Source organism: Vibrio sp. 99K-1, from assembly GCF_013114585.1.
Taxonomy (GTDB): Bacteria; Pseudomonadota; Gammaproteobacteria; order Enterobacterales; family Vibrionaceae; genus Vibrio; species Vibrio chagasii_B.
In genome coordinates this window covers 25,340-49,964 of the sequence record NZ_VTXF01000007.1, presented here as the reverse complement: position 1 = coordinate 49,964, position 24,625 = coordinate 25,340, and the positions used below count along the sequence as shown (strand labels likewise).

Annotated in this window: 23 protein-coding genes; 14 read left to right on the top strand and 9 right to left on the bottom strand. The window is 44.5% G+C overall.

Annotated elements, in window-relative coordinates:
• Nucleotides 1–5: 5 nt before the first annotated feature.
• The 3 genes from mltA to csdE all read left to right on the top strand — a co-directional run bounded on the left by mltA (nt 6) and on the right by csdE (nt 2,514).
• Complete coding sequence (gene mltA / locus F0228_RS07345) at nt 6–1,118, top strand: murein transglycosylase A (RefSeq protein WP_171762067.1); 1,113 nt, start codon at nt 6–8, stop codon at nt 1,116–1,118.
• Between the two features lie 113 nt (nt 1,119–1,231).
• Nucleotides 1,232–2,041 (top strand): tRNA cyclic N6-threonylcarbamoyladenosine(37) synthase TcdA, encoded by an 810-nt coding sequence (gene tcdA / locus F0228_RS07340; RefSeq protein ID WP_004737606.1) that lies wholly within the window; start codon nt 1,232–1,234, stop codon nt 2,039–2,041.
• A gap of 41 nt (nt 2,042–2,082) precedes the next feature.
• Nucleotides 2,083–2,514 (top strand): cysteine desulfurase sulfur acceptor subunit CsdE, encoded by a 432-nt coding sequence (gene csdE, locus F0228_RS07335; RefSeq protein WP_116870146.1) that lies wholly within the window; start codon nt 2,083–2,085, stop codon nt 2,512–2,514.
• Nucleotides 2,515–2,729: 215 nt separating this feature from the next.
• Here the strand turns inward: csdE and csdA are convergent, their stop codons facing one another.
• From csdA to F0228_RS07320, 3 genes are all read right to left on the bottom strand, one after another.
• Nucleotides 2,730–3,941 carry a cysteine desulfurase CsdA gene (gene csdA / locus F0228_RS07330; RefSeq protein WP_105059120.1) on the bottom strand — a complete coding sequence of 404 codons (1,212 nt, stop codon included), beginning with the start codon at nt 3,939–3,941 and terminating at the stop codon, nt 2,730–2,732.
• Nucleotides 3,942–4,027: 86 nt separating this feature from the next.
• Complete coding sequence (panE, locus tag F0228_RS07325; RefSeq protein ID WP_171762066.1) at nt 4,028–4,921, bottom strand: 2-dehydropantoate 2-reductase; 894 nt, start codon at nt 4,919–4,921, stop codon at nt 4,028–4,030.
• Nucleotides 4,922–5,031: 110 nt separating this feature from the next.
• Nucleotides 5,032–5,868, bottom strand: a complete 837-nt coding sequence (locus tag F0228_RS07320; protein ID WP_029405556.1) for an outer membrane protein OmpK — start codon at nt 5,866–5,868, stop codon at nt 5,032–5,034.
• A gap of 585 nt (nt 5,869–6,453) precedes the next feature.
• Here F0228_RS07320 and F0228_RS07315 point away from each other — a divergent pair.
• Complete coding sequence (locus F0228_RS07315; RefSeq protein ID WP_171762065.1) at nt 6,454–7,800, top strand: DUF4397 domain-containing protein; 1,347 nt, start codon at nt 6,454–6,456, stop codon at nt 7,798–7,800.
• Between the two features lie 78 nt (nt 7,801–7,878).
• Here the strand turns inward: F0228_RS07315 and F0228_RS07310 are convergent, their stop codons facing one another.
• From F0228_RS07310 to F0228_RS07295, 4 genes are all read right to left on the bottom strand, one after another.
• Nucleotides 7,879–9,237, bottom strand: a complete 1,359-nt coding sequence (locus F0228_RS07310; RefSeq protein ID WP_061033233.1) for an MFS transporter — start codon at nt 9,235–9,237, stop codon at nt 7,879–7,881.
• Between the two features lie 53 nt (nt 9,238–9,290).
• Nucleotides 9,291–9,839, bottom strand: a complete 549-nt coding sequence (locus F0228_RS07305; RefSeq protein WP_105059122.1) for a peptidylprolyl isomerase — start codon at nt 9,837–9,839, stop codon at nt 9,291–9,293.
• Entirely contained in the window at nt 9,839–10,408 is a 570-nt protein-coding gene (locus F0228_RS07300) for a YajG family lipoprotein (protein ID WP_004737614.1), read from the bottom strand. The genes F0228_RS07305 and F0228_RS07300 overlap by 1 nt, the downstream gene beginning before the upstream one ends.
• Before the next feature lie 67 nt (nt 10,409–10,475).
• Nucleotides 10,476–11,627, bottom strand: a complete 1,152-nt coding sequence (locus tag F0228_RS07295) for a methyltransferase (RefSeq protein ID WP_008223072.1) — start codon at nt 11,625–11,627, stop codon at nt 10,476–10,478.
• Nucleotides 11,628–11,802: 175 nt separating this feature from the next.
• Between F0228_RS07295 and bolA the strand changes: the two genes are divergently transcribed.
• The 9 genes from bolA to nqrM all read left to right on the top strand — a co-directional run bounded on the left by bolA (nt 11,803) and on the right by nqrM (nt 19,923).
• On the top strand, nt 11,803–12,111 hold the full coding sequence (gene bolA, locus F0228_RS07290; protein ID WP_171762064.1) for a transcriptional regulator BolA: 309 nt from the start codon (nt 11,803–11,805) through the stop codon (nt 12,109–12,111).
• Between the two features lie 522 nt (nt 12,112–12,633).
• A complete protein-coding gene (locus tag F0228_RS07285; protein ID WP_032498707.1) occupies nt 12,634–13,974 on the top strand; it encodes a Na(+)-translocating NADH-quinone reductase subunit A in 1,341 nt (446 codons plus the stop codon).
• Nucleotides 13,975–13,979: 5 nt separating this feature from the next.
• Complete coding sequence (locus F0228_RS07280) at nt 13,980–15,224, top strand: NADH:ubiquinone reductase (Na(+)-transporting) subunit B (protein WP_061033231.1); 1,245 nt, start codon at nt 13,980–13,982, stop codon at nt 15,222–15,224.
• The gene (locus F0228_RS07275) at nt 15,214–15,981 is read left to right on the top strand and encodes a Na(+)-translocating NADH-quinone reductase subunit C (RefSeq protein ID WP_061033230.1); all 768 of its coding nucleotides are present in this window, start codon (nt 15,214–15,216) and stop codon (nt 15,979–15,981) included. Before F0228_RS07280 ends, F0228_RS07275 begins: the two co-directional genes overlap by 11 nt.
• A complete protein-coding gene (locus tag F0228_RS07270) occupies nt 15,981–16,613 on the top strand; it encodes an NADH:ubiquinone reductase (Na(+)-transporting) subunit D (RefSeq protein ID WP_008223083.1) in 633 nt (210 codons plus the stop codon). The genes F0228_RS07275 and F0228_RS07270 overlap by 1 nt, the downstream gene beginning before the upstream one ends.
• Nucleotides 16,614–16,620: 7 nt before the next feature.
• A complete protein-coding gene (gene nqrE, locus F0228_RS07265) occupies nt 16,621–17,217 on the top strand; it encodes an NADH:ubiquinone reductase (Na(+)-transporting) subunit E (RefSeq protein ID WP_004737621.1) in 597 nt (198 codons plus the stop codon).
• Nucleotides 17,218–17,246: 29 nt separating this feature from the next.
• Complete coding sequence (nqrF, locus tag F0228_RS07260) at nt 17,247–18,473, top strand: NADH:ubiquinone reductase (Na(+)-transporting) subunit F (protein ID WP_008223085.1); 1,227 nt, start codon at nt 17,247–17,249, stop codon at nt 18,471–18,473.
• A gap of 174 nt (nt 18,474–18,647) precedes the next feature.
• Nucleotides 18,648–19,652: an FAD:protein FMN transferase gene (locus F0228_RS07255; protein ID WP_105059125.1), complete on the top strand. Its 1,005-nt coding sequence runs from the start codon at nt 18,648–18,650 to the stop codon at nt 19,650–19,652.
• Nucleotides 19,653–19,668: 16 nt separating this feature from the next.
• Nucleotides 19,669–19,923 carry a (Na+)-NQR maturation NqrM gene (nqrM, locus tag F0228_RS07250; RefSeq protein WP_004737624.1) on the top strand — a complete coding sequence of 85 codons (255 nt, stop codon included), beginning with the start codon at nt 19,669–19,671 and terminating at the stop codon, nt 19,921–19,923.
• A 112-nt stretch (nt 19,924–20,035) separates the two neighbouring features.
• Here nqrM and F0228_RS07245 read toward each other — a convergent pair whose 3' ends face one another.
• Entirely contained in the window at nt 20,036–21,277 is a 1,242-nt protein-coding gene (locus tag F0228_RS07245; RefSeq protein ID WP_061033229.1) for a diguanylate cyclase, read from the bottom strand.
• 162 nt (nt 21,278–21,439) lie between these two features.
• On the opposite strand from F0228_RS07245, the gene dinB reads away from it, so the two are divergent.
• The gene (gene dinB / locus F0228_RS07240; RefSeq protein WP_061033228.1) at nt 21,440–22,516 is read left to right on the top strand and encodes a DNA polymerase IV; all 1,077 of its coding nucleotides are present in this window, start codon (nt 21,440–21,442) and stop codon (nt 22,514–22,516) included.
• Nucleotides 22,517–22,590: 74 nt separating this feature from the next.
• On the opposite strand, the gene F0228_RS07235 is transcribed toward dinB, so the two are convergent.
• Nucleotides 22,591–24,525, bottom strand: coding sequence for a RecQ family ATP-dependent DNA helicase (locus F0228_RS07235; RefSeq protein ID WP_116870150.1), 1,935 nt, complete (start codon nt 24,523–24,525; stop codon nt 22,591–22,593).
• Between the last annotated feature and the right edge of the window lie 100 nt (nt 24,526–24,625).

Sequence of the window (24,625 nt, the reverse complement as noted above, 5' to 3'; positions counted from 1 at the left end):
TTAGGATGACTCTTGTGATTAAAAAATGGCTTCCCCTTGTCGCTGCCTCTGTCTTATTTGGCTGTGCTCAACCCACCGATCTCGCTCAACAACACCTTGATGATGAATTTCCTCGCACCTTAAACAAGGTCGATCAGGTTGAATCCAATAAACCAAGAGACTACACCGCATTTGCTGAGCAGGCTGAAATGGTGGTGTCTAAATCTCCTTCGATGGCGAAAATCTACGAGCCGCTATACAAGCAACTTAATGAGTGGGTGATGCTAAGTGGTGACCCAAGTGAACTCGCAAACTTTGGTGTTCAAACAGCTCAACTTGGTGGTGGTGATAAGCAGGGCAATGTGCTTTTCACCGGTTATTTCTCTCCAGTAATGGAACTGCGCCATGAAGCGAATGAAGAGTACCGTTACCCGGTATATGGCCTTCCTGAATGCGATAAAGAGTGTCCAACCCGTGAAGAGATCTACAATGGCGCATTAGAAGGTCAAGGTCTTGAACTTGGCTACGCTGCCAACCGTATCGACCCGTTCATGATGGAAGTACAAGGCAGTGGCTTTGTACACTTTGGTGATGATGATACCTTGCAGTATTTTGCTTACGCAGGAAAAAACAACAAAGCTTACGTGAGCATTGGTCGTGTGTTGATTGAGCGAGACTTGGTTCCCCGCGAGAAGATGTCATTGAAAGCGATCAAAGAGTGGGTATTGGCGAATGACCCTGAAGTCGTTAAAGAGCTGTTAGAACAAAACCCATCTTTCGTTTTCTTTGAAGCAAGAGATGATCTATCGGTAATGGGCAGCGCAGGAATTCCTCTATTACCAATGGCTGCAGTCGCAGGTGATCGCTCTATCTTACCAATGGGAACGCCGATTCTTGCAGAAGTACCACTGTTAAATGCCGACGGTACTTGGAGCGGAGCACACCAGTTAAGACTGTTACTGGTTTTAGATACGGGCGGTGCGGTTAAGCAAAACCACTTGGATCTTTACCACGGTATGGGACCACGCGCAGGTACAGAAGCGGGTCACTACAAACATTTTGGCCGAGTGTGGAAATTGGGCTTAGATGGCAGCGCGACTGAAGCACCGTGGGCTTTACCACCTGAAAAGGTCGAGTAAACGACAATAAAATAGGGCATTGAAAGCGAATCGCTAATCCCCTAGACTTTTTATTCAAGAGTGCGTATAAAACGCACTCTTTTCTTTTTCTCAGAAATAAATTGGCGGCAACAATGCGTGAATTGACCACTCCAGCTTCAGAAAACTATGACCAACGATTTGGTGGCACTCGTCGCCTGTATGGTAATAGTGAAGTCGACATACTTAGAGCGGCACATGTGTGTGTGATCGGTATTGGTGGCGTTGGTTCATGGGCGGTTGAAGCGCTTGCACGTACTGGCGTGGGTGAGCTGACATTGATCGATATGGATGATGTGTGTGTTACAAACATCAACCGTCAGATTCACGCAATGTCGGGCACGGTCGGTAAGAGCAAAATAGAAGTGATGGCCGAACGTGTTAAGCTGATTAATCCTGAGTGTAAAGTTAACCTGATTGACGATTTTATTGGTCCTGATAACCAGGCTGAATACCTATCAAAAGAGTTCGATTTTGTGCTGGATGCGATAGATAGCATGAAGGCTAAAGCTTCGCTATTGGCGTATTGCCGCAGTAACAAAATCAAAGTGATCACCACTGGTGGCGCGGGTGGTCAAATCGACCCGACACAAATCAAAGTGGCCGACCTGACTAAAACGATTCAAGATCCATTGGCGAAGAAACTGAAAGATACGCTGCGTCGTCATCATAACTTCCCTAAGAATCCTGCGCGTAAGTTTGGCATCGATTGTGTGTTCTCGACCGAGCAGCTCAAATACCCACAAGCTGATGGTAGCGTATGCGCGGCGAAAGCCACAGCGGAAGGTCCAAAACGTATGGACTGCGCGACCGGTTTTGGTGCTGCAACTGTAGTCACTGCGACTTTTGGATTTGTTGCTGTTTCGCGTATTGTAGAAAAGATTATTCAAAAGCACAGTAAGTAACTCGCTACTGTATGCCTAATAAGAATTTACTGGATATTAAAATGATGTCATTCCCGAGCTCTCCATTTGGCAAAGAAATTACTAGTGATGATATTGTCGCAAAAATGCAGGCTTTCAACGGTTGGGAAGACCGTTATCGTCAAGTGATTCAATGGGGTAAGAAACTGCCAGTAATGCCTGATGAGCTGAAAAGTGAGCAGGTTTTGGTGTCTGGTTGTGAGAGTCAAGTGTGGTTAGTTTCGCAGAACATCGACGGTGTTTGGTACTTTTGTGCTGATTCTGATGCTCGTATCGTTCGCGGTCTGATTGCATTAGTGATGGCTGCGTATGATGGAAAAACATCAGACCAGGTTCAAGCTTTTGATATTGATGGCTATTTCGCTGATATTGGCTTGATTACCCATTTGAGCCCTTCAAGAGGAAATGGACTTAAAGCGATTGTTGAGCAGATCAAGAACCTCGCTAGCTCGTAACTGTCCCAATACTTTTTCACAATATTGCTTTAAAGAGATTGCAGATACTTTGTTCCTCAGTTCTGGAATGACGATTTCTAACTGTATTTCGTCATTCCCTAAAGCGACGAAGGAGCGTAATAGGGAATCTCGTTTGGATGGTTTGCTATTTGAGGTTCCAGATACTTCGTTCCTTAGCTCTGGAATGATGACTGCTAATTGAGTCTCGCCATCCCCTAAAGCATATCAACGGCTTTTTCTATCGCCGCTACGAGTTTTTCAACATCATCCATGTTGTTGTAAATACCAAATGAAATACGAACTGTTCCTTTCACATTAAGTGCATCCATTAATGGGTGAGCGCAATGATGCCCTGCACGTACCGCGATACCTTGCTGATCCAACAGCGTGGCAATGTCTTGATGGTGAACGCCATCCATCACAAAAGTAATTACGCTCGAATTGGGCTTATAACCGAGTATTTGGATGTCGTCCAATTGACTGAGTGCTTGATAGGTTTTGTGTTGTAGCTGGTGGATATGATCTTCCACGTCTTGTTGTTCAAACTGATGTAACCACTCGATTGCTGAACTTAAAGCGATGGCTCCTGCTACGTTTGGTGTGCCTGCTTCGAACTTACCAGGCAGTTCAGAAAACGTGGTGCCAGAAAAAGAGACGCGTTCAACCATTTTGCCACCGCCATGCCACGGCGGCATCGCTTCGAGCAATTCTAGTTTGCCGTAAAGCACACCAATCCCTGCAGGGGCGTAGAGTTTGTGTCCTGAGAATACGTAAAAGTCTGCGCCCAAAGTGGTAACATCGACTGGCTCATGGACAATGCCTTGTGCGCCATCGACGACGACAACGGCATTCATCTCATGTGCCTTTTCGATAACTTGCTCAAGCGGTTGGCGAGAACCCGTTACATTGGTTATCTGAGCCAGAGCTACGATCTTGGTTCGTTCAGTCAACAGTGCATCAAAAGCAGCAAGGTCGAATTCGCAGTCAGATGTCATTGGGATTTTGATGATCTTAGCACCGGTTTGTTCTGCCACAATTTGCCAAGGGACTATGTTGGCGTGGTGCTCCATTTCGCTCACCAGGATTTCATCGCCCGGTTGGAGGGTACTTCTAGCGTAGGTTTGAGCTATAAGGTTGAGTGCCTCGGTGGCACCGCGAGTCCAGATAATCTCTTTCGATGATGTTGCGCCAATAAACTGAGCGACCTTGCCTCTAGCTTCTTCAAATTGGCTGGTGGCGTGCGCGGTTAAGCTGTGACTACCACGATGAACATTGGCATTCTGCTTGGAGTAATACTGGCTAATGGCATCAATAACTACCTGAGGTTTTTGTGTGGTTGCCGCGCTGTCTAAGTAAATCAATGGTTGTTGATTGATGGTTTGGGATAGCGCAGGAAACTGCTCTCGGATGTGATTGATATCAAGCATCTATTCTTACCTAAATCTTGGAAATTGGTGCCAGCGTAATGCTAAGCGGTATCATTATTTTATCGCGACTTGTTAACCGTTGCTGACTAATCTTGATGATTCCAGCTATTTTCTTGCTCTTTGACCTGATCGAACAGCTTTTGGTTAACGGGAACTTCTATCTGATGCTTATTTGCTGTTTTTATCAGGTGTCCAGTGATGAAGTCGATCTCAGTCTTTCTTTGATAAAGCATATCTTGCTTCATTGAAGAGTTGTTCTGTGCTGTGGCGTGAATAACCTTGTTGACGCTCGCTTCTAACTCTTCGATCGAACAATCAATACCTTCTGCCTGCATAACTTTTGTGAGCTCTTTAACGATAGAGATTAAAGTATCTCCAAACTTTTGGTCTGCAAGTTCGCCATTCTTGACTTGCTCTAACCCAGTCAGTGGGTTGATAGCACAGTTGATGGCGAGTTTAGTCCAAAGCGCGATTTTTATTTGTGGGTTCCAACTCACAGCCGGGAGAGCATTATCCAATACATCAACTAAAAAAGTGCACTGTTGCCCATTGAGGTTAAAAGCACCCAGTTGAGTTTGGCCAAGTCCAGTGTGAGATACACTATTACGATCAGGTTTGAATGCTGCTTGGGTGGTGGTTGCCAATACTATCGGGTGAGCATCAATCTGAGTGGCTATCTCATCTACTGCTCCCATTCCGTTGTGCATGAACATTAAGATAGCATCGGAGTCGATATACTGAATAAGTGGTGTGATAGCATCTTCGACTTGCCAAGCTTTTACTGTGAAGAGCACCAAATCGCTTTCTGAAAGCTTGTCTTTGTCGTTATTGCTGAAGGAAATCGAAGCTTGTTCATCAAGAGATAGCTCAACAGAAGGTTCAGAAGAACGACTCCACAAAGACACATTATGACCAGCTTGAAGCAGTTTTATTGCCCATAAAGCGCCAATCGCTCCGGGACCAACAATAGTGATGTTCACAGCAATACCGAGATAAGAAAGTAATGCAGCAAGGATAGCGAGGCATTAAATGAAAGCAATAAAAAATGGCACCCGAGGGTGCCATTTTGGAAACTTTCTTAGAAGTTCGATTAGAACTTGTAAGTTACTGCAACGTAGTGACCGAAGCCAGTAGTTTTACCAGCTAGACCGTCGTCTTTAAGACCGTAAACATCTTTGTAGCCTTTTAGACCGTAACCAACAGCGAAACGATCTGAGTGCCAGTAAAGACCATTGAACATAGCACCGCCATTCGAAGTGTTTAGTGCTTTGTTATCATCATCCATACCAAATTGGTAGTCGATGTAACCTTGGTAAGAGATGAATGAGCCGTTCTCAAAGAAGTAGAATGGTTTAAACCAGTTAGCCGAAACTTGGTAACCGTTCCAGTCTTTCTTGTTTGAATCGTATGTTCCGTAAAGGTTTAAGCCAACTTTACCAAACCAAGGAACCATCACGTCAGAACCTAGACCAATTTTTTGTGTGTTGGTTGTTTCACTTGGAACACAAGTTGATTGGTCTGGAGTACAGTTTGTAGCACCGCCGCCGCCCCATTCAACTAGAGTCGCAACGTATAGTTCTTGAACTGGACCGAAAGAAAGGTCTTTACCTGTTAGACCGTCAAGAGACATACGAGGTGCAAACTTCATGAAGATTTTTTCTGCACCATCTTTGTCGCTGCCTGGATTAGACGTTAGGTTGAATACATCAACGTAACCGTATAGATCAAAAATGCCTGAACGACCGCCGAATTCCATCTCTAGGTAGTCATGAGATGATTCACCTGGAAGCTCATCGAAAGCACCCATTAGGTTAAATTGAAGCCACTTGTAATCGTTTTTGTGGATGTCGCCGTCAGAATAATCTGCTGCCATTACTGGAGCAGAAGTTGCTGCAAGTAGGCCAAGAGTTAAAAGTGATTTACGCATAATGGAACTCTCTATGTTTGAAATAAGTAACCCGCTAATCCGTGCGTGTTTATATGTCCGAATGCCGAGCATCATAGCGATTTTGTTCTCAAATAAAAGTGAGACAGAGTGAAAATTGCAATTATTAAAGTGAGATGGATCACACTAATGATCTAAATGATGGAACTTTAACGCAGTAATGCATCTTGATGCACCTCTAATTCTATTGATTTTGTGAAAATAGATTATTTTGTAGATAAATCGGTGAATAACCGCTCTAAGCAAACGATTATACTAAATAGAGTGATATGCATATCAAAATCAACAGTATTCCTTTCTATGTAATTTCACCTCCTAAAACGACTAAATCTCTCCACGGTTGGCTCGTCCCTTTGATCTATTTTTAACCAACTTCGTAATGGTGGTGGAATCAATTGATGAACAATCGGTGTGACGAGCAGCAGCCTTCAAAATTTTTGGTTTTGCTCAGAGCATCGAGAATAATAAAACGGTTCCCTGCACGAAACACCGACAGAGTGTGTTTTAAGATTTTTACTGAGCGTATCTTTTGTGTGACGAACCGGTCTAAATTTTGGAGAGAGACCGATGAAATATTCACCATTACTCGCTGTAGCGATTTCAGCACTGTTCATTGTTGGGTGTGACGACGATGACGAACCCACAACGCAACTTCAAGCCGTCCATGCATCTCCTGATGCTCCACTAGCGAATGTGTTAATTGACAACCAAGCTCGTTGGAGCGGTGTGGATTATGCACAAGCCTCTGGTTATGCGGCGGTTAACCAAGGTCAGACATCTGTCCAGGTCGATGTACAACTCCCCGGTGATGCAGTGGCTACTGTTATCCCACAAAGCCAATTCGACTTGAGCGGTGATTTGGATTATACCGTTATGGTCGTTGGTGACGCTGATGGTTCGAACAACCCTGTGGAGGCCTTAGTAGTGACTCGTCCTGCTGAAGGGACCGCAACGAGTTCGACCCTAGACGTACAAGTAGTTCACGCTGCGACGGGTGTTGGCGATGTAAATCTGTATGTGACAGGACCGACTGATCCACTAGGTGCACCACTGGGGACCTTAGCGTACAAAGATTTCACCGATGTTCTAAATATCCCTGCAGGGCAATACCGTGTGAGACTGGAAGCGGTCAGTGGTAATGCTATCGCATTCGATTCAGGGGAGATTACTTTACCCGCAGGCAGCGAGTTGACGATTGCCGCTGTGCCGAGAGCTGATTCGAATAGCGCCTCACCTGTGAAGTTAATGGTTATGGACGGTAGTGGATCTTCGTTAATCTACGACATGGCTGAAACCGCAGAAGTAAGAGTAGGGCATTTAGTTGATGGAGCACCTGATGTCGATGTTTACGTTAACGCGGCTAAGTTTGCACCTCTTGATGGCTTAATGTTTAAAGAGATTCGTGGCTTCTTAGATTTAGCTGCAGATAGTTATGACATTGATATTTACGAAACGGGAACAACGTCTCCAACATTTATCGATGTCGATGGTCTAGCTGTATTTGCGGGTATGGATTACAGCATTTATGCGGTAGGGACCGTAACACCGCTGAATCTAGAGCCTTTGGTAGTTCCTGAAAACCGTCGTCCGGTGGCGACCAGTGCAGTGTTAAATATTACTCACGCTGCTGCTAACCCAATTGCTGCATCTGTGGACATCTACTTAACAGAAAACGTAGGCATCGCTGGAAGTACGCCAGCGCTGAGTGATGTGAAGTTTAAAGACTATGCTAATGGTATCTATGTGGCAGCAGGCTCTTACTTTGTGACGATTACCGTTGCGGGCCAACCTTCGGTGGTGGCTATTGATTCTGCGCCTGCTACTTTGGCTGATGGTGTTGTATATCAAGTCGTGGCGATAGATGACTCGGCTGGCTCAGGCTTCAATCTTATTGTGAGTGACACAACAGACTAGCGCGTACGAAATCAATTGCTACAAAGTAAAAGAGGGTAGCTTGATGCTACCCTCTTTCTATTCTGTTTTCTTTTTCTCTTATTCGTGGTTGTTTTTCGCTTTTTCTAGTAAATCTGTGAAAAAGTGGCGCAGCGAATAGAGCATGATCAAACTTGGTATCACCATAAGTGCAGTCAGTATAAAGAAGGTTGACCAATCATTGAGGTAATCAACCAACTCACCACTGAAGGAAGCTAAAGTGGTACGGCCGAAGTTTCCAAGTGAAGCTAGTAAGGCGTATTGTGTTGCTGAAAACGCCTGACCTGTTAATAGCGTTAGGAAAGAGACAAACGCAACGGTAGAAAAGGCCGTTGTGAAGTTATCGACAATGATGGTTGCCAAGAATAAGGTTTCACTCGGGCCAGTCTGAGCGATCCACGCAAACATTAGATTGCTTGCCGCCATTGCCACGCCGCCGATCATTAGTCCGCGTACAATGCCGAACTTCACATTGAAGACACTGCCTACCAAAGTGAAGAATATCGTCGCACCCCAACCAATTAATTTGGAGTAGTGGCCGATCTGTTCGTTACTGAAACCTATCTCTTTATAGAAGGTGATCGACATTCGACCTAAGAAGGCTTCGCCTATCTTAAACAGGAATACAAACAGCAATAGAGTAATGGCAACTTGAACTCCGTTTCTTTTGAAGAAATCATAAAAGGGCTCAATGACCGTTACACTGAACCAAGCGACAAGCTTTGAGCCAACTACTTTATTGTGTCGCTGCTGTGCTTGTTCTTGTAGGGCTTCACGTTGTGTATTTGGCTCTCCGACAAAAAGAGTAAACAGCATTAACACGACAACGACACCTGCCATACCGTAGTAAACACCATTCCAACCGATTGAGTCTGCGTTAATAAAGGCCAGGTAGCCTGGTAGAGAATAGCCCGTCCACCAACCAACTACTGCCATTGCAGAAGCTTGTGGCAGTTTTGAAGCTTCAGATTTTGGGAAGGTATCAATACGAAATGCATCAATTGCGATGTCTTGCGTGGCTGAGGCAATGGCAATCGCGAGCGCTAACATTGAGGTAAACGCTAAATTCTCAGCCGGATTGACGCCTGCGATAAATAAGGTGCCGATCAAAACAATGCTTTGGCAGAAAAAGATCCAACTGCGGCGCTGGCCAAGTATTGCATGAAGCAGCGGCAGTTTTACTCGGTCTACCAAAGGAGCCCATAAAAAGTTAATGGCATACACAGCAAATACACTACCAAAGTAGCCAATAGCAGCACGGGTTAAACCTGCGTCTTTAAGCCAACCAGACATGTTGGAGCCAATAAGAACCCACGGGAAGCCGCTTGAGCAACCGAGCATGAACACCCACAGTAGGCGCTTATCGAGATAGCTACGGAAAGTCTGCATCCAAGAAAGAGAGGGAGTGCCTGATGACATAGGGCGTCCTTGTATAGAAAAACGCCCTTAAGAAATAAGGGCGTTACTTTAGATTACTTAAGAAGGGTCACTTTCGTGATGACGATTGGATCGACAGGGATATCTGACATACGGCCCATTCGCTTAGTTGGTATGGTTGCCATCTTTTGAATAACGTCAAAACCGTCGGTGACTTTACCAAATACCGCGTAACCTGGATTACCGCCTTTTGCGTTCAGGAAGTCGTTGTCTGCGTAGTTAATGTAGAACTGACGAGTTGCAGAGTCTGGCGCGTTAGTACGAGCCATCGCGATCGTTGCTGTGTCGTTCTTCAGACCATTACTGCCTTCATTCTTGATCGGAGCATACGTTGCTTGTTGCTGCATGTCTTGGTTGAAGCCGCCACCTTGCGCCATAAAACCAGGAATAACACGGTGGAAGATAGTACCTTCGTAACTGCCATCTGCTACGTATTTTAGAAAGTTCTCAGAACTAATTGGTGCTTGCTCTTGGTTTAGCTCGATCGTGAAGTCACCTAGCGTCGTTTCGACGTTTACTTTAGGACCAGCCCACACGCTCACGCTTACTAGCATTAGTGCGATAGAAGATAGAATACGACCCATTAGAAACGTTCCTTCATGTAAGTTTGTAGTTCTTGGTCATTAGCGATCTCTTTAAGCACTAAGTCGATAACGTCGTTAAGTACCATTGCGATATCGTCGTTTGATGCACTTAATGCACCAGTGCGAGTTGCTGTACCATTGAACGTCTTAACCAGTTTGCCTTCTGGTGTTTCAGCCGTAACTTCAAGTGTTACTTTACCGTCCATTTGGTTTTCCATAATGGTGTGTTCTACGGTAACTAGTGCTTCTTGAATCTCTAAAACAACAGAGTTTTCGCTGTTTACGCTGGCACGAAAGCCTTGAGACTCAAATTGCTGTGCGATAGCATTCTCTAGAGAAATACGCATGTTCTGCTTAGCGTGAATTGGTTGAATGTTAGCGCGGCCGCTATCAACAAGTGCAACATACTGAGCAGCACGAACATCTTTACTGGTTAATGTGTATGTTTTGCCTTGTACTAGGTTGCTTGAGCTTAGTGAAGCTTCTGGCATTACATTTATCTGTTCTTGCTGAGGGGCTGAACATGCTGTCAAAGCCATAATAGAAGCAGCCAAAATCAGTTTTTTCATTCCTTTATCCTTTCTAAATTCACACCAGAAGCTCGGTATCTTAAATTCTTGTGAAGCAGTCTACTGCTTATTTGTTAAAATTCGCAGGTTCTCTTGTTGCTTGTAATATCTCAAATTTTTGGTTTAGTTCAAGCGTTTCAACGTTAGCTTCACCAAATAATCTTGCGAGTTTGACATCGTATCCGAGGTGTCGGTTGCCAATAACAATTAATTTGCCTCCATTGCTAAGAACATGCTTTGCATCACAGAACATTTGCCATGCAATGTGATCAGTAATTGCCTGTTGTTGATGGAATGGAGGGTTACACATGACTAGGTATGTGCTGTTTTTCTTAAAACCGTCTAAACAGTTGTTAGCAATGAACTGGAAGTTACCATCTTCACCAAGGTTATCTTTTATGTTTTGGCGTGCTGATTCCACGGCCATGAAGCTCTCATCAACACAAGTGATGCGAGCTTGAGGGTTCAACTGGCCTGCTTTAACACTTAAAACACCATTACCACAGCCAAGGTCGATAATATGACGTAGCTCAGGATCTTGAGGTATATGCTCTAGCATATAGCGCGCGCCTTGATCGAGTGCTTCCCCTGAGTAAACATTTGGTAAATTCTTTAGGCGGATATCTTCACCGTCGACATCCCATTCTACAAAAGGCTCAACTTTGTGAATTGGCTGGCAGTTTGGTGATGAGAACACCAAGCGGTGCTTTTTCTTCGCCAGTGATGTTTTGGTTTCACCCAAGTATTTTTCAAACAGATTCAGCGTTGATGTGTGAATCTCTTTTACCTTGTTGACACCGATCACTTGGCAACCTTCTGGTAAAGCTTGGCGCAACTGACTCAGTTGCCATACTAAATGGCGGTTGGTCTTTGGTAGCTGCATCAGTACCAGATCAATACCGTGAGGGATATCATCCATGGTGTTTAAAAAGTTGACGCGATTACACTGATTGCGCTGTAAGTTTTTCAGGCCGCCACGATGAGAGATAAATGAGTCGCTCATCATGGTCACATCGTGATCTTTTGAGAACCAAGCGGATAGGGCACCAAAGCTGTCGTTTAAGATCAGAATGTGTTTGCCAGGTTCAAGGTTCATCTCTTCAACATGGTTAATAATGTATTCGTCGCCCGCATCCCAAGCTTGAAGTGTTTCATTTGAACGTTTAGGGAAACGATGTAAGGTCAAAGTTCTATCGTGAAGGGTAAGTTCAGTTTTCATTACTTGGGATACTTATATGAGAAATAACAAAGATATTGTCTCAAATGCGGGCTGAACAAGATAGAGAAAACTCGACCAAACCTATGCTGTTCGCGATTAAATACTCAGACAGTAGCCTTGTTAGGGTTTATACTCACCCCCACAGATAATGCCAACCCGTTATTAAGGAATCACAATGATCCAAGAAGTTATCGAAACAAAATTGCACAATGAGTTTTCACCAAGTCACTTGAGTGTGGTGAATGAGAGCTACATGCACAATGTTCCGGCCGGTTCTGAGAGTCACTTTAAAGTGATTGTTGTGAGTGATGCGTTTGAAGGTTTGCGTCTTATTGCTCGTCACCGAGCTGTAAATAAAGCACTTTCAGAAGAGCTAGCGAACAATATTCACGCTTTATCTATTCATACTTATACAAAAGATGAATGGTTGAAGCAGCTCGATAACGTGCCAGACAGCCCAATGTGTATGGGTGGGGGCAAGTAATAAATTTAATACATATAAAAAGAGGTGGCCATGCCGCCTTTTTTATCGCCTAAATTATCTGTTTTTTGCCGTTATATCACTCAAACTGATGGTAAGTTAAACGTCTAAAAATACCTACAATGAGTAATGTTTTTATTAACAGTGTTTCAACATAACTCATAAAATAATAGTTTGTGACAGAGTGTTAATCTCTTGTTTAAAACACCTTTCAAAAGTCAATTTATCTGTGCGGCTCGTCAAATTTATACATATTTAAGAGTCCATATGCTTCAAATCTCACCAAATAAACGCGCTATTCAAGTTATTGGTCATGGCATCAAGATGTCAAAAAATGCTAGAATACGGCACCTGATAAATCTCACATGATTTGTGTGAGAATTTTATTAAGATAATGTTGCGATTTTGGTATCTCAAATTTACCAAGACCGGACACTGTAATGTCGTGTCTAAGGGCGATCTTAAAACGTCCTGAATTTACGCAATTAAAAGAATCTTTTTCCCGATAAAGTAGTGCAAGTGCGTATGATTACAATAAAGAAGGGTTTGGATCTTCCTATCGCAGGAACTCCATCCCAGGTGATTAATGATGGTAAGTCCATCACTAAAGTCGCCTTGCTTGGCGAAGAGTACGTTGGTATGCGTCCTACGATGCATGCTCGCGTTGGTGATGAAGTGAAGAAAGGCCAAGTTCTTTTTGCTGATAAAAAGAACCCAGGTGTTGTATTTACTTCTCCAGCAAGCGGTAAAGTTATTGAAGTGAACCGTGGTGCTAAGCGTGTTCTTCAATCTGTAGTGATTGAAGTAGCAGGCAATGAGCAAATCACGTTCAATAGCTATGAAGCTAACCAACTAGCAGGTCTTGACCGTGAAACGGTTAAAGCTCAGTTAGTTGAGTCTGGCGCATGGACCGCTTTGCGAACTCGTCCGTTCAGCAAGGTTCCAGCAATCGATTCTGAAACTCAGGCTATTTTTGTAACTGCTATGGATACTAATCCGCTAGCAGCTGAGCCAGAATTAATCATTAACGAGCAGTCTGATGCTTTCGTTGCTGGTTTAGATCTTCTTTCAACTCTGACTAACGGTAAAGTGTACGTTTGTAAAAAAGGTACTAGCTTACCTCGTTCAGCTCAGTCTAACGTTGAAGAACATGTTTTTGATGGCCCACACCCTGCAGGTCTTGCAGGCACGCATATGCATTACCTATACCCGGTAAATGCAGAAAACGTAGCGTGGAGCATTAACTACCAAGATGTTATCGCATTCGGTAAGCTTTTCCTTACTGGTGAGCTTTATACCGATCGTGTTGTTTCTCTGGCTGGTCCAGTGGTAAACAACCCGCGTCTAGTTCGTACTCAAATTGGTGCTAGCCTTGAAGAGTTGACAGACAGCGAGCTAATGCCAGGCGAAGTTCGTGTGATTTCTGGTTCTGTACTAACTGGTACACAAGCAACCGGTCCACATGCTTACCTTGGTCGTTACCATCAGCAAGTTTCTGTTCTACGTGAAGGTCGTGATAAAGAGCTATTCGGCTGGGCTATGCCTGGTAAGAACAAGTTCTCTGTTACTCGTTCATTCCTTGGTCACCTGTTTAAAGGTCAGTTGTTCAACATGACAACGACTACAAATGGTAGTGATCGCTCAATGGTTCCAATCGGTAACTACGAGCGCGTAATGCCTCTAGATATGGAACCTACATTGCTGCTTCGTGATCTATGTGCAGGCGACGTTGATAGTGCACAAGCACTAGGTGCGCTAGAGCTAGATGAAGAAGATTTGGCATTGTGTACCTTTGTATGTCCAGGTAAGTACGAGTACGGTCAACTACTTCGTGAATGCCTAGATACGATTGAGAAGGAAGGGTAATTTTCATGGGCCTTAAAAAGTTTCTTGAAGACATCGAGCATCATTTTGAGCCAGGTGGCAAACACGAGAAGTGGTTCGCGCTTTACGAAGCAGCGGCTACAGTGTTCTACACGCCAGGTCTTATCACAAAGAAAAGCTCGCACGTTCGTGATAGCGTTGACTTAAAACGTATCATGATCATGGTTTGGTTCGCGGTATTCCCAGCAATGTTCTGGGGTATGTACAACGCGGGTGGCCAAGCTATCGCTGCACTTAACCACATGTACGCAGGCGCTGAACTAGCATCTGTTATTGATGGTAACTGGCACTACTGGCTGACTCAAATGCTTGGCGCCTCCTTAGGAGCCGATGCTGGTGTTGGCAGTAAGATGCTACTTGGTGCGACTTACTTCCTACCTATCTACGCGACGGTATTTATCGTTGGTGGTTTCTGGGAAGTTCTGTTCTGTATGGTGCGTAAGCACGAAGTAAACGAAGGTTTCTTTGTTACTTCTATCTTATTCGCGCTTATCGTTCCGCCAACACTTCCTCTATGGCAGGCAGCTCTAGGTATTACCTTTGGTGTTGTTGTTGCTAAAGAGATCTTCGGTGGTACGGGTCGTAACTTCCTAAACCCTGCGCTTGCTGGCCGTGCGTTCCTATTCTTTGCATACCCTGCACAGATTTCAGGTGACGTAGTTTGGACTGCTGCAGATGGTTTCTCTGGTGCAACTGCTCTTAGCCAATGGGCTCAAGGCGGCGGTAGCGCACTAATGAACGTGACATCTGGTGAAGCAATCACTTGGATGGACGCATTCATTGGTAACATCCCAGGTTCTATCGGTGAAGTATCGACTCTAGCACTTATGATTGGTGCTGCGATGATCGTTTACATGCGTATCGCTTCATGGCGCATCATTGCTGGTGTAATGATCGGTATGATCGCTGTATCTACGCTATTCAACGTGATCGGTTCTGATACTAACGCAATGTTCAGCATGCCTTGGCACTGGCACCTAGTTCTAGGTGGCTTCGCATTCGGTATGTTCTTCATGGCGACAGACCCAGTATCAGCGTCATTTACCAACAAAGGTAAGTGGTGGTACGGCATCCTAATCGGCGCAATGTGTGTAATGATCCGTGTAGTTAACCCTGCATATCCAGAAGGCATGATGCTTGCGATTCTATTCGCAAACCTATTTGCTCCTCTGTTTGACCACGTTGTAATCGAGAAGAACATTAAGCGGAGACTAGCTCGCTATGGCAAGTAATAACGATAGCATTAAAAAGACGCTGTTTGTTGTTATCGCATTGAGCCTAGTGTGCTCAATCATCGTTTCAACAGCTGCAGTTGTTCTTAAACCTAAGCAACAAGCTAACGCGGTTCTGGATCAACAAACTAAGATCTTAGAAGTTGCAGGTGTTGACCTTGAAGGTGACATCCCAGCGCTGTACGCAGAGAACATCGAACCTCGTCTAGTTGATTTCGCTACTGGTGATTTCGTTGACGGTGATGCTGCTGCATACGACCAACGTAAAGCGGCAAAAGATCCAGCTCAGTCAATCAAGCTTTCTGCTGAAGATGACATTGCTAAGATCCTTCGTCGTGCTAACACAGGTACTGTATACCTTGTGAAAGACGGTGCTGAAACTACTAAAGTTATCATCCCTGTTCACGGTAACGGCCTATGGTCAATGATGTACGCATTCGTTGCGGTAGAAACTGATGGCAACACAGTTTCTGGTATCACTTACTACGAGCAAGGTGAAACTCCTGGACTTGGTGGTGAAGTTGAGAACCCAACTTGGCGTGCTCAATTCGTTGGTAAGAAATTATTCGACGAAAACCACAAGCCAGCTATCAAGGTAGTTAAAGGTGGTGCTCCTGAAGGTACTGAGCACGGTGTTGATGGCCTTTCTGGTGCAACACTGACCAGTGTTGGCGTTCAACATACATTTGACTTCTGGTTAGGTGATATGGGCTTTGGTCCGTTCCTAGCAAAAGTTCGTGACGGAGGTCTGAACTAATGTCTAGTGCAAAAGAAATTAAAAAGAGCATTTTAGCGCCAGTATTGGATAACAACCCAATCGCGCTACAGGTTCTTGGTGTGTGTTCTGCTCTTGCGGTAACCACTAAGCTAGAAACAGCATTTGTTATGACTATCGCGGTAATGTTTGTTACTGCTCTGTCTAACTTCTTCGTTTCTTTAATCCGCAACCACATTCCTAACAGTGTGCGTATCATCGTTCAGATGGCAATTATCGCATCATTAGTAATCGTGGTAGACCAAGTGCTAAAAGCATACCTATACGATATCTCTAAGCAGCTATCTGTATTCGTAGGCCTAATCATTACTAACTGTATTGTAATGGGTCGTGCTGAAGCATTCGCAATGAAGTCTGCACCAATCCCATCTCTAATCGATGGTCTTGGTAACGGTCTTGGTTACGGTTTCGTTCTTATCACTGTTGGTTTCTTCCGTGAGCTTCTAGGCTCTGGCAAACTATTTGGTATGGAAGTACTACCTCTAGTGAGCAACGGTGGTTGGTATCAGCCAAACGGCTTGATGCTTCTAGCACCTTCTGCATTCTTCCTAATTGGTTTCTTGATTTGGGCAATTCGTGTGTTCAAACCAGAACAAGTAGAAGCGAAGGGGTAAGGTAGTCATGGAACATTATATTAGTCTGCTAGTTAAATCGATTTTCATCGAAAACATGGCGCTTTCTTTCTTCCTAGGTATGTGTACATTCCTAGCGGTATCTAAGAAAGTTAAAACTTCTTTTGGTCTTGGTGTTGCGGTAGTTGTAGTACTTACAATCGCTGTTCCTGTGAACAACCTTGTTTACACAAACATTCTGAAAGAAAACGCGCTTGTTGAAGGTGTCGATTTAAGTTTCCTTAACTTCATCGCATTCATCGGTGTTATCGCGGCACTTGTACAAATCCTAGAGATGGTTCTAGACCGTTTCTTCCCACCTTTGTACAACGCACTAGGTATCTTCCTTCCACTGATCACAGTTAACTGTGCAATCTTTGGTGGTGTATCTTTCATGGTAACTCGTGACTACAACTTTGCTGAATCTGTTGTTTACGGCTTCGGTTCTGGTGTGGGTTGGATGTTAGCTATCGTTGCTCTTGCGGGTATCCGTGAGAAGATGAAGTACTCTGACGTACCTCCAGGTCTACGTGGCCTTGGTATCACGTTCATTACTGTTGGTCTGATGGCGTTAGGCTTTATGTCTTTCTCTGGTGTTCAACTGTAGGGTAAGCACCCAGTAATAAGGAATAACAAATGCAAAGCATTATTCTTGGCGTAGCGATGTTTACCATTATTGTATTGGCTCTAGTGCTAGTGATTCTATTCGCTAAATCTAAGCTAGTACCATCAGGTGACATCACTATTTCAGTAAACGGCGACCCTGAAAAGGCGATCGTTACTCAACCTGGTAGCAAGCTACTTGGTGCCCTAGCTGGCGCTGGTATCTTCGTATCTTCTGCTTGTGGTGGCGGTGGCTCTTGTGGTCAGTGTCGTGTAAAAGTTAAGTCTGGCGGTGGCGACATCCTACCAACTGAACTTGATCACATCACTAAAGGCGAAGCTCGCGAAGGCGAACGTCTTGCATGTCAAGTTGCTATGAAAACTGACATGGAGATTGAACTAGACGAAGATATCTTTGGTGTTAAAAAGTGGGAATGTACTGTTATCTCGAATAACAACGAAGCTACTTTCATCAAAGAACTTGCGCTAGCAATCCCTGAAGGTGAAGAAGTTCCGTTCCGCGCGGGTGGTTACATTCAGATTGAAGCTGAACCACATCACGTGAAATACGCAGATTACGATATTCCTGAGGAATACCGTGGTGACTGGGATAAGTTCAACCTATTCCGTTACGAGTCCATCGTTAAAGAACATTCAATCCGTGCTTACTCAATGGCTTCATACCCAGAAGAGAAAGGCATCATCAAGTTGAACGTTCGTATCGCGACTCCGCCGCCAAACAACCCTGATGTTGCTCCTGGTGTGATGTCTTCATACATCTGGTCTCTTAAAGAAGGCGACAAGTGTACTATTTCTGGTCCATTTGGTGAGTTCTTTGCTAAAGACACAGACAATGAAATGGTATTCATCGGTGGTGGTGCAGGTATGGCGCCTATGCGTTCTCATATCTTCGACCAACTTAAGCGTCTTAAGTCTACTCGTAAGATGTCTTACTGGTATGGCGCACGTTCTAAGCGTGAGATGTTCTACATTGAAGATTTCGATGGCCTAGCTGCTGCAAACGAAAACTTCGTATGGCACTGTGCACTGTCTGATCCTCAACCAGAGGACAACTGGGACGGTTACACTGGTTTCATCCACAACGTACTGTACGAAAACTACCTGAAGGATCACGAAGCTCCTGAAGATTGTGAGTACTACATGTGTGGTCCACCGATGATGAACGCTGCTGTTATCGGTATGCTGAAAGATCTTGGTGTAGAAGATGAAAACATCTTACTAGATGACTTCGGTGGTTAATCCACTTAAGTGATTGATATTATGGCTGACTCCTACGAGTCAGCCATTTGTTTTTCTAAGACAGCTTTTGACAACATACTGGCTTATATAAGAAAGAGTAAGGCATTCAAAATACCTATTTTTTACTCTTATTTTTCCTTATATAAATCCTCAACATTAGACAGGAGTAAGCAAGTGAGAATTTGGCTTGTTGCATTAACTTCTTTGATTTTTCTTGCGGGCTGTGAGCAGTCAAGAGAGCAAGTGCATTTGAGTGGCCCAACGATGGGCACGAGTTACAATATTAAATACATCAATGGTGATGAATTTCCTGAGTCTAATGAAGTTCATACAGAGATCGATCGCCTGCTTGAAGAAGTAAACGACCAGATGTCGACTTACCGTAAAGATTCCGAATTAAGCCGTTTCAACCAGCATAAAGGTGCAGATGCGTTCGAAGTATCTGAGCAAACAGCGACGGTTGTGAAAGAAGCGATTCGTTTGAACGGTCTTACTGAAGGAGCACTGGATGTAACGGTTGGTCCATTAGTTAACTTATGGGGCTTTGGTCCTGAAGCCCGTCCTGAAGTTGTGCCATCAGATGAAGAGCTGGCGGCTCGCAAGGCTAAGATTGGTATCCATCACCTTAGCGTTGAAGGCAACATGTTGAAGAAAGACCTACCTAACCTGTATGTCGATCTATCCACGATTGCAAAAGGTTGGGGCGTTGACGTCGTCGCTGACTACCTTGATTCTATTGGTATTCACAACTACATGGTTGAAGTCGGTGGCGAAATTCGTCTGAAAGGTTTAAACCGTGAGAACGTGGGCTGGCGTATCGCGATTGAGAAACCAAGCGTTGACGAGCGTAATATCCAAGAGATCATCGAGCCGGGTGATATGGCTATCGCAACCTCTGGTGATTACCGTAACTATTTTGAACGTGATGGTGTTCGTTACTCACACATCATCAACCCTGAAACAGGAAAGCCTCTTCACCATAAAGTGGTTTCTGTAACTGTTTTAAACCCGTCTTCAATGACTGCAGACGGCTTATCTACAGGCCTTATGGTCTTAGGTGAAGAGAAAGGAATGGAAGTCGCAAACCAACATAACATCCCTGTGTTCATGGTGGTAAAAACAGCAGATGGCTTTAAAGAAGTTGCTTCTGAAGCATTTAAGCCATACTTAGGTAAATAAGGTAAGCGAGATAATTATGAATACATTTCTGATTACATTTGGTGTTTTTCTAGCTGTGATTACAGCAATGTCTATTGGCTACATCATTCAAAAGAAAGTAGTTAAAGGTAGCTGTGGTGGCTTAGGTGCAGTTGGTATTGATAAAGTATGTAACTGCCCAGAACCTTGTGATGCGCGTAAAAAGCGTGAAGCCCGTGAAGCTTACCGCGAAGAGAAACTGGCCGAGCGTCAGCAAAAAGAAGCTGCTTGGAATAAAGATCGTATTGCTTAATCAGCGATATTGATTGGGAGCGAATTAAGCTTTCCAAGAACAGAAGCCCAAGGTATGTGCCTTGGGCTTTTTTTGTTTTTCGCTAATTGGATTCATGCTTAGAAAGGTTCAGCTACTCGTTAACTAACTGAAGATTATTGCGAGCGCACACTAGCTGGTTTCGACCTTGTTCTTTAGCGGTATAAAGCAGTTCGTCGGCGGCTTTAATCTGTTCATCTAAAGAGCCCACTTGATCGGTTACCCCAATGCTCATGGTCACTTTAATGATTTGTGAATCATGCTCCACTTGGTGACTTTCAATTGCGTCTCTCATGGATTCCAACGCTTCCACAAACTGTTCAAATGGGCCGCATGATTGAATGCAAAACTCTTCTCCGCCAAACCTAACGGGCAAGTCGTCTTTAAAGTGTTGTTTGATAATTTTTCCAACTTCAATCAACACCGCATCACCACCATCGTGACCATAGGTGTCGTTCACTTTTTTAAAGAAGTCGATATCCATCATTGCAATATTGCGTTCTTCACAACCCTTGCACGTCTGGTTAAATAGATAACGACGGTTCCACAGGCCAGTAAGTGCATCCTCGTTTGCATGGCGAAACAGTTCGCTCGTCGCTTCTTTCATATCGAGGAGTTGATGAATTCGGCAGAAGAATTCTTCTTGATTAAAGGGCTTATAGAGGAAGTCATTGGCGCCAGCTTTAAGGAAACGAGCGGTCATGGTGCGGTCATCACTGCCTGATAAGCCAAGGATAGCGAGTTGGTTACGGTCGTGGTGCACTCGAATGTCACGAGTCATCGAAATACCGTCTTTATTTGGCATATCGTGGTCAGTGACCACAACGGTGATATCAGGATCGTTTTGCAGCAGTGCGAGCGCTTGCTCTCCATCTTCTGCCTGAACGGTTTGAATATATTGGTGTTCAAGAAGTTGAACGACATATCGGCGAACCACAGCAGAATCATCAACAACCAGAGCTTTATGGTGTCGATTATTCGAGATTCGTTTTACAAGCGGTAGCAAGTAACTGACCGATGACATGCTGTCTTTGAGGATGTAATCCAACACACCTTTAGCCAGAACTTGTTCTCGTAGGGTGTTGTTGAACATGCCGGTAAGCACGATGATTTTTTGTTGATAGCCGAGCACTAAATCAATGATCTCACCATCTTGGCCGTCAGGTAGGCAGTAGTCGAGCACGGCGCACAAGAAATCCGTCTCTTGCTCTAAGATAGCTTTGGCTTCAGCCACAGATTCTGCGAGCGCAACTTCATAACCATCGTTTTTAAATTGCTGGTAAAGGTAGTTTCTGAATGCGCGACTGTCCTCTACTACTAGTATTTTTTCACTCAAAAGCTATCCCTACTTATAGACTAAATACTCCTAACAATACTATCAGAAGAGTAGGTGGCGATTGAAGCTAAACCTGTTGAGCTGGACTCCAGATCATTTTAAAACCAACAATTATCCATTATACTGTTCATAGATACAGTTGTAAGGTTGAGTTACTGGTTGATGTGTAGTGCGGACCAAGAGAAAGTGAGAAAAATAATCCATGTCGATATGGACTGTTTTTACGCGGCTGTAGAAATGCGAGATAACCCGGCCTACCGTAACCGACCGTTAGCCGTCGGCGGGCATGAAAAGCAGCGTGGTGTGCTCAGCACATGCAATTACGAAGCGCGTAAGTTTGGTGTTCGTTCGGCCATGCCGACAGCTAAAGCGCTACAACTCTGCCCTAACTTGTTAGTGGTGCCGGGAAGAATGTCGGTTTATGTCGAGATATCTAAAAAGATCCGTGAGATTTTCTCTCGGTATACTGCCGTGATAGAGCCGTTGTCGTTGGATGAAGCATTTCTTGATGTGACGGACTCAAAGCAGTGTCATGGCTCTGCAACACTTATCGCTGAATCTATTCGTCGTGATATCTGGAATGAACTCAATCTAACAGCGTCTGCCGGTATTGCTCCGATAAAGTTCTTGGCGAAAGTGGCTTCGGATATGAATAAGCCTAACGGGCAATTCGTTATCCCTCCACAAGACGTGCAAGCGGTGATCGATGAACTACCACTTGAAAAGATCCCTGGCGTCGGCAAGGTGAGTATTGAAAAGCTTCACCAAGCGGGCTTTTTCACCTGCAAGGATATAAAAGAGTCTGACTATCGCGATCTACTACTTAAATTTGGTCGTCAGGGCGCCTCACTGTGGAAGCGCAGTCATGGTATCGATGAGCGAGAAGTCATTGTCGAGCGTGAGCGAAAGTCTGTTGGGGTTGAAAGAACCTTTACCCAAAACATATCGACTTACGCTGAGTGTTGGCAGGTTATAGAAGACAAACTGTTTCCTGAACTTGAAACTCGATTGGAAAAGGCTAGCCCAAGTAAAGCGATCATCAAGCAGGGTATCAAACTCAAATTCGCTGATTTCCAGCAAACCACTATTGAGCACATTCATGCTTCTCTAGATCGCGAGCACTTCAAAGAGCTGTTAAGTGAAATACTCAAAAGGCAGCAAGGGCGAGAGATACGCTTACTGGGTTTGAGTGTGATGTTGCAGCCTAAAGATCAAATGCGTCAGCTGAGCTTTTTCTAAAGACAGAGGTTGGCGAGTGCTTTTCATTAAGACCGACTAAGCTTCACAGCCTAGTCGGTTTTTATCGTTTTGAGTTATCTTGGAAGCTGTTTTACGCGCGCTAAGGTGTCGGCGAAAGGTTGTTGCTCTAGCTTTCCGTAGCCAGCCATTTTGCTGGCTTTAAGCTTGGTTGAAAGTGGGGTGGCGATTCCACAGAGAAAACGGGTAATCGCTTCATCGGTAATCAGTTGTTGGCTTGCAGAAATAAATTCATGAGTCCATGTCATTACTGTCTCATCATCGACTGATTCAACATCAACGCTTGGCAAGGTTGCCACTTGGCCGCGACATACTGAGCAGTGACCGCAGGCTTTTGGCGCTTCGTTGTCTGCAAAGTAGCTTGCTAGGCGTGAGCTTAGGCAGGTGTCAGCCTCAAAGAAGTTCAGCATTTGATTAAGACGATTTATCTCACTGTTCTCTTTTGCTTTAAACAACTCTGTAAGCCGCTCAGATAACTGCATCATCTCTTCAGAAGTATTGTGGATCGCGTAAACGTCGGTGATCTGTTTACTTTCCAACTCAATCCAGCCCTGCTCATTAAAGTAATCGATAGCGGCAATCACGCGTTGACGGTCAGCTTGGAAGTGAGTCCAAAGTGCTTCGAAGTCGACCTGACACCAAACTCTCGCTTGCGGTGAACATTGGAAGATCGCTTCAACAAAGTTACGACGTTCGCCTTGGAATTGCTCGCAGATCTGCTGCTTAGGACGAATGAACTTAAATTTGTAATCCGCAAAGTAGCTGTACTTCGGCTCAATCACGCCTTCAATTTCCAGGTAAACCAGCAGTGTTTTAAGCGGCAGTTGACGAATGTTAGATTCACGCGAAAGTTGGTTAAGCATGATTTCCCATTGATTAGCGCCAGATGGCCCAATGTTTTGGTTTTCGTAGATCTCTTTTAATACTGCTTGGATGGATATGTTGTCCGGTGTATCGCCAAACACGAAGTTCTCAAGTGTGCTCAAGCCGTGTTTGTTAGCCAGTAAAATACACTCAGAAGCTTGCCCATCACGGCCAGCTCTTCCTATCTCTTGGGAGTAGTTCTCTATCGATTTTGGTAAGTCGAAATGAATCACTCGGCGGATATTCGATTTGTCTACGCCCATACCAAATGCAATCGTCGCCACAATACAGTGTACGTCATCATTCATGAATTGCTGTTGAATTGCATCTCTGTTTTCTGGTTTAAGACCTGCGTGATAAGCCACAGCGTTAACCCCGACATTACGGAGCTGTTGAGCAACCATCTCGGCTGTTTGCTGAAGAGTGACATAGACAATAGTGGGTGCTTGCGCCGCTTGATTGACCACATTACACAAGCTTTCTAACTTATTAGCTTGTTCACATGGCTGAATAGATAGGTCGAGGTTTTTACGATAGAAGCCTGTCACCACAACACGATCTTCATCGATATCGAACTTAGACTTCATATCTTGAATAACAGATGTTGTGGCTGTCGCTGTGAGCAGCAGCACCTGAGGAATGTTAAGCTGCTTTTGATATTGAGGCAGCTTGAGGTAGTCTGGTCTGAAGTTGTGGCCCCATTCAGAAATACAGTGTGCTTCATCGACCACAAGTAACGAGATAGGCACTTGGGAAATAAACTGGCGAAAGCGTTCGTTCTTCAGTCGTTCGACTGAGATCATCAGGATCTTTGTGCCTCCGTTGCGTACGGATTGCATCACTTCCTGGGTGGTTTGTCTGTCTTGGCTCGATTCGATTGCAGCCGCGCTGATGCCTTTGCTGTGTAGGAAAGCGAGTTGGTCTTTCATCAAGGCGAGCAGTGGCGATATCACTAAGGTTAAATGGGGTAACTTTAGAGCGGGTAGCTGATAACAGAGTGATTTTCCTGAACCTGTCGGGAATATCGCCGCTGTCGAGTGACCAGATAGAACATTATCAATGACTTGCTTCTGTCCGTTTCTCAGTGAATCGAATCCGAATACTTGTTTTAGCTTCTGCTCAATCATTTGTGTTCTACCTGAATTAATAAGTGTTGTCTTGATGCTAAAGCGAGCGCTGATTGACGATAGCGTAGCTTAAGGTATCAAATCTCTTGCACCTGATTGT

Excerpts from the sequence above, each read along its gene's own strand:
- csdA (WP_105059120.1), bottom strand. The coding sequence starts at position 3,941 with ATGCTTGATATCAATCACATCCGAGAGCAGTTTCCTGCGCTATCCCAA.
- F0228_RS07235 (WP_116870150.1), bottom strand. The coding sequence starts at position 24,525 with ATGATTGAGCAGAAGCTAAAACAAGTATTCGGATTCGATTCACTGAGA.
- F0228_RS07320 (WP_029405556.1), bottom strand. The coding sequence starts at position 5,868 with ATGCGTAAATCACTTTTAACTCTTGGCCTACTTGCAGCAACTTCTGCT.
- F0228_RS07295 (WP_008223072.1), bottom strand. The coding sequence starts at position 11,627 with ATGAAAACTGAACTTACCCTTCACGATAGAACTTTGACCTTACATCGT.
- nqrM (WP_004737624.1), top strand. The coding sequence starts at position 19,669 with ATGAATACATTTCTGATTACATTTGGTGTTTTTCTAGCTGTGATTACA.
- mltA (WP_171762067.1), top strand. The coding sequence starts at position 6 with ATGACTCTTGTGATTAAAAAATGGCTTCCCCTTGTCGCTGCCTCTGTC.
- F0228_RS07310 (WP_061033233.1), bottom strand. The coding sequence starts at position 9,237 with ATGTCATCAGGCACTCCCTCTCTTTCTTGGATGCAGACTTTCCGTAGC.
- F0228_RS07300 (WP_004737614.1), bottom strand. The coding sequence starts at position 10,408 with ATGAAAAAACTGATTTTGGCTGCTTCTATTATGGCTTTGACAGCATGT.
- nqrF (WP_008223085.1), top strand. The coding sequence starts at position 17,247 with ATGCAAAGCATTATTCTTGGCGTAGCGATGTTTACCATTATTGTATTG.
- tcdA (WP_004737606.1), top strand. The coding sequence starts at position 1,232 with ATGCGTGAATTGACCACTCCAGCTTCAGAAAACTATGACCAACGATTT.
- bolA (WP_171762064.1), top strand. The coding sequence starts at position 11,803 with ATGATCCAAGAAGTTATCGAAACAAAATTGCACAATGAGTTTTCACCA.
- csdE (WP_116870146.1), top strand. The coding sequence starts at position 2,083 with ATGATGTCATTCCCGAGCTCTCCATTTGGCAAAGAAATTACTAGTGAT.
- F0228_RS07270 (WP_008223083.1), top strand. The coding sequence starts at position 15,981 with ATGTCTAGTGCAAAAGAAATTAAAAAGAGCATTTTAGCGCCAGTATTG.
- F0228_RS07315 (WP_171762065.1), top strand. The coding sequence starts at position 6,454 with ATGAAATATTCACCATTACTCGCTGTAGCGATTTCAGCACTGTTCATT.
- dinB (WP_061033228.1), top strand. The coding sequence starts at position 21,440 with ATGTGTAGTGCGGACCAAGAGAAAGTGAGAAAAATAATCCATGTCGAT.
- F0228_RS07285 (WP_032498707.1), top strand. The coding sequence starts at position 12,634 with ATGATTACAATAAAGAAGGGTTTGGATCTTCCTATCGCAGGAACTCCA.
- F0228_RS07280 (WP_061033231.1), top strand. The coding sequence starts at position 13,980 with ATGGGCCTTAAAAAGTTTCTTGAAGACATCGAGCATCATTTTGAGCCA.
- F0228_RS07305 (WP_105059122.1), bottom strand. The coding sequence starts at position 9,839 with ATGGGTCGTATTCTATCTTCTATCGCACTAATGCTAGTAAGCGTGAGC.
- F0228_RS07275 (WP_061033230.1), top strand. The coding sequence starts at position 15,214 with ATGGCAAGTAATAACGATAGCATTAAAAAGACGCTGTTTGTTGTTATC.
- nqrE (WP_004737621.1), top strand. The coding sequence starts at position 16,621 with ATGGAACATTATATTAGTCTGCTAGTTAAATCGATTTTCATCGAAAAC.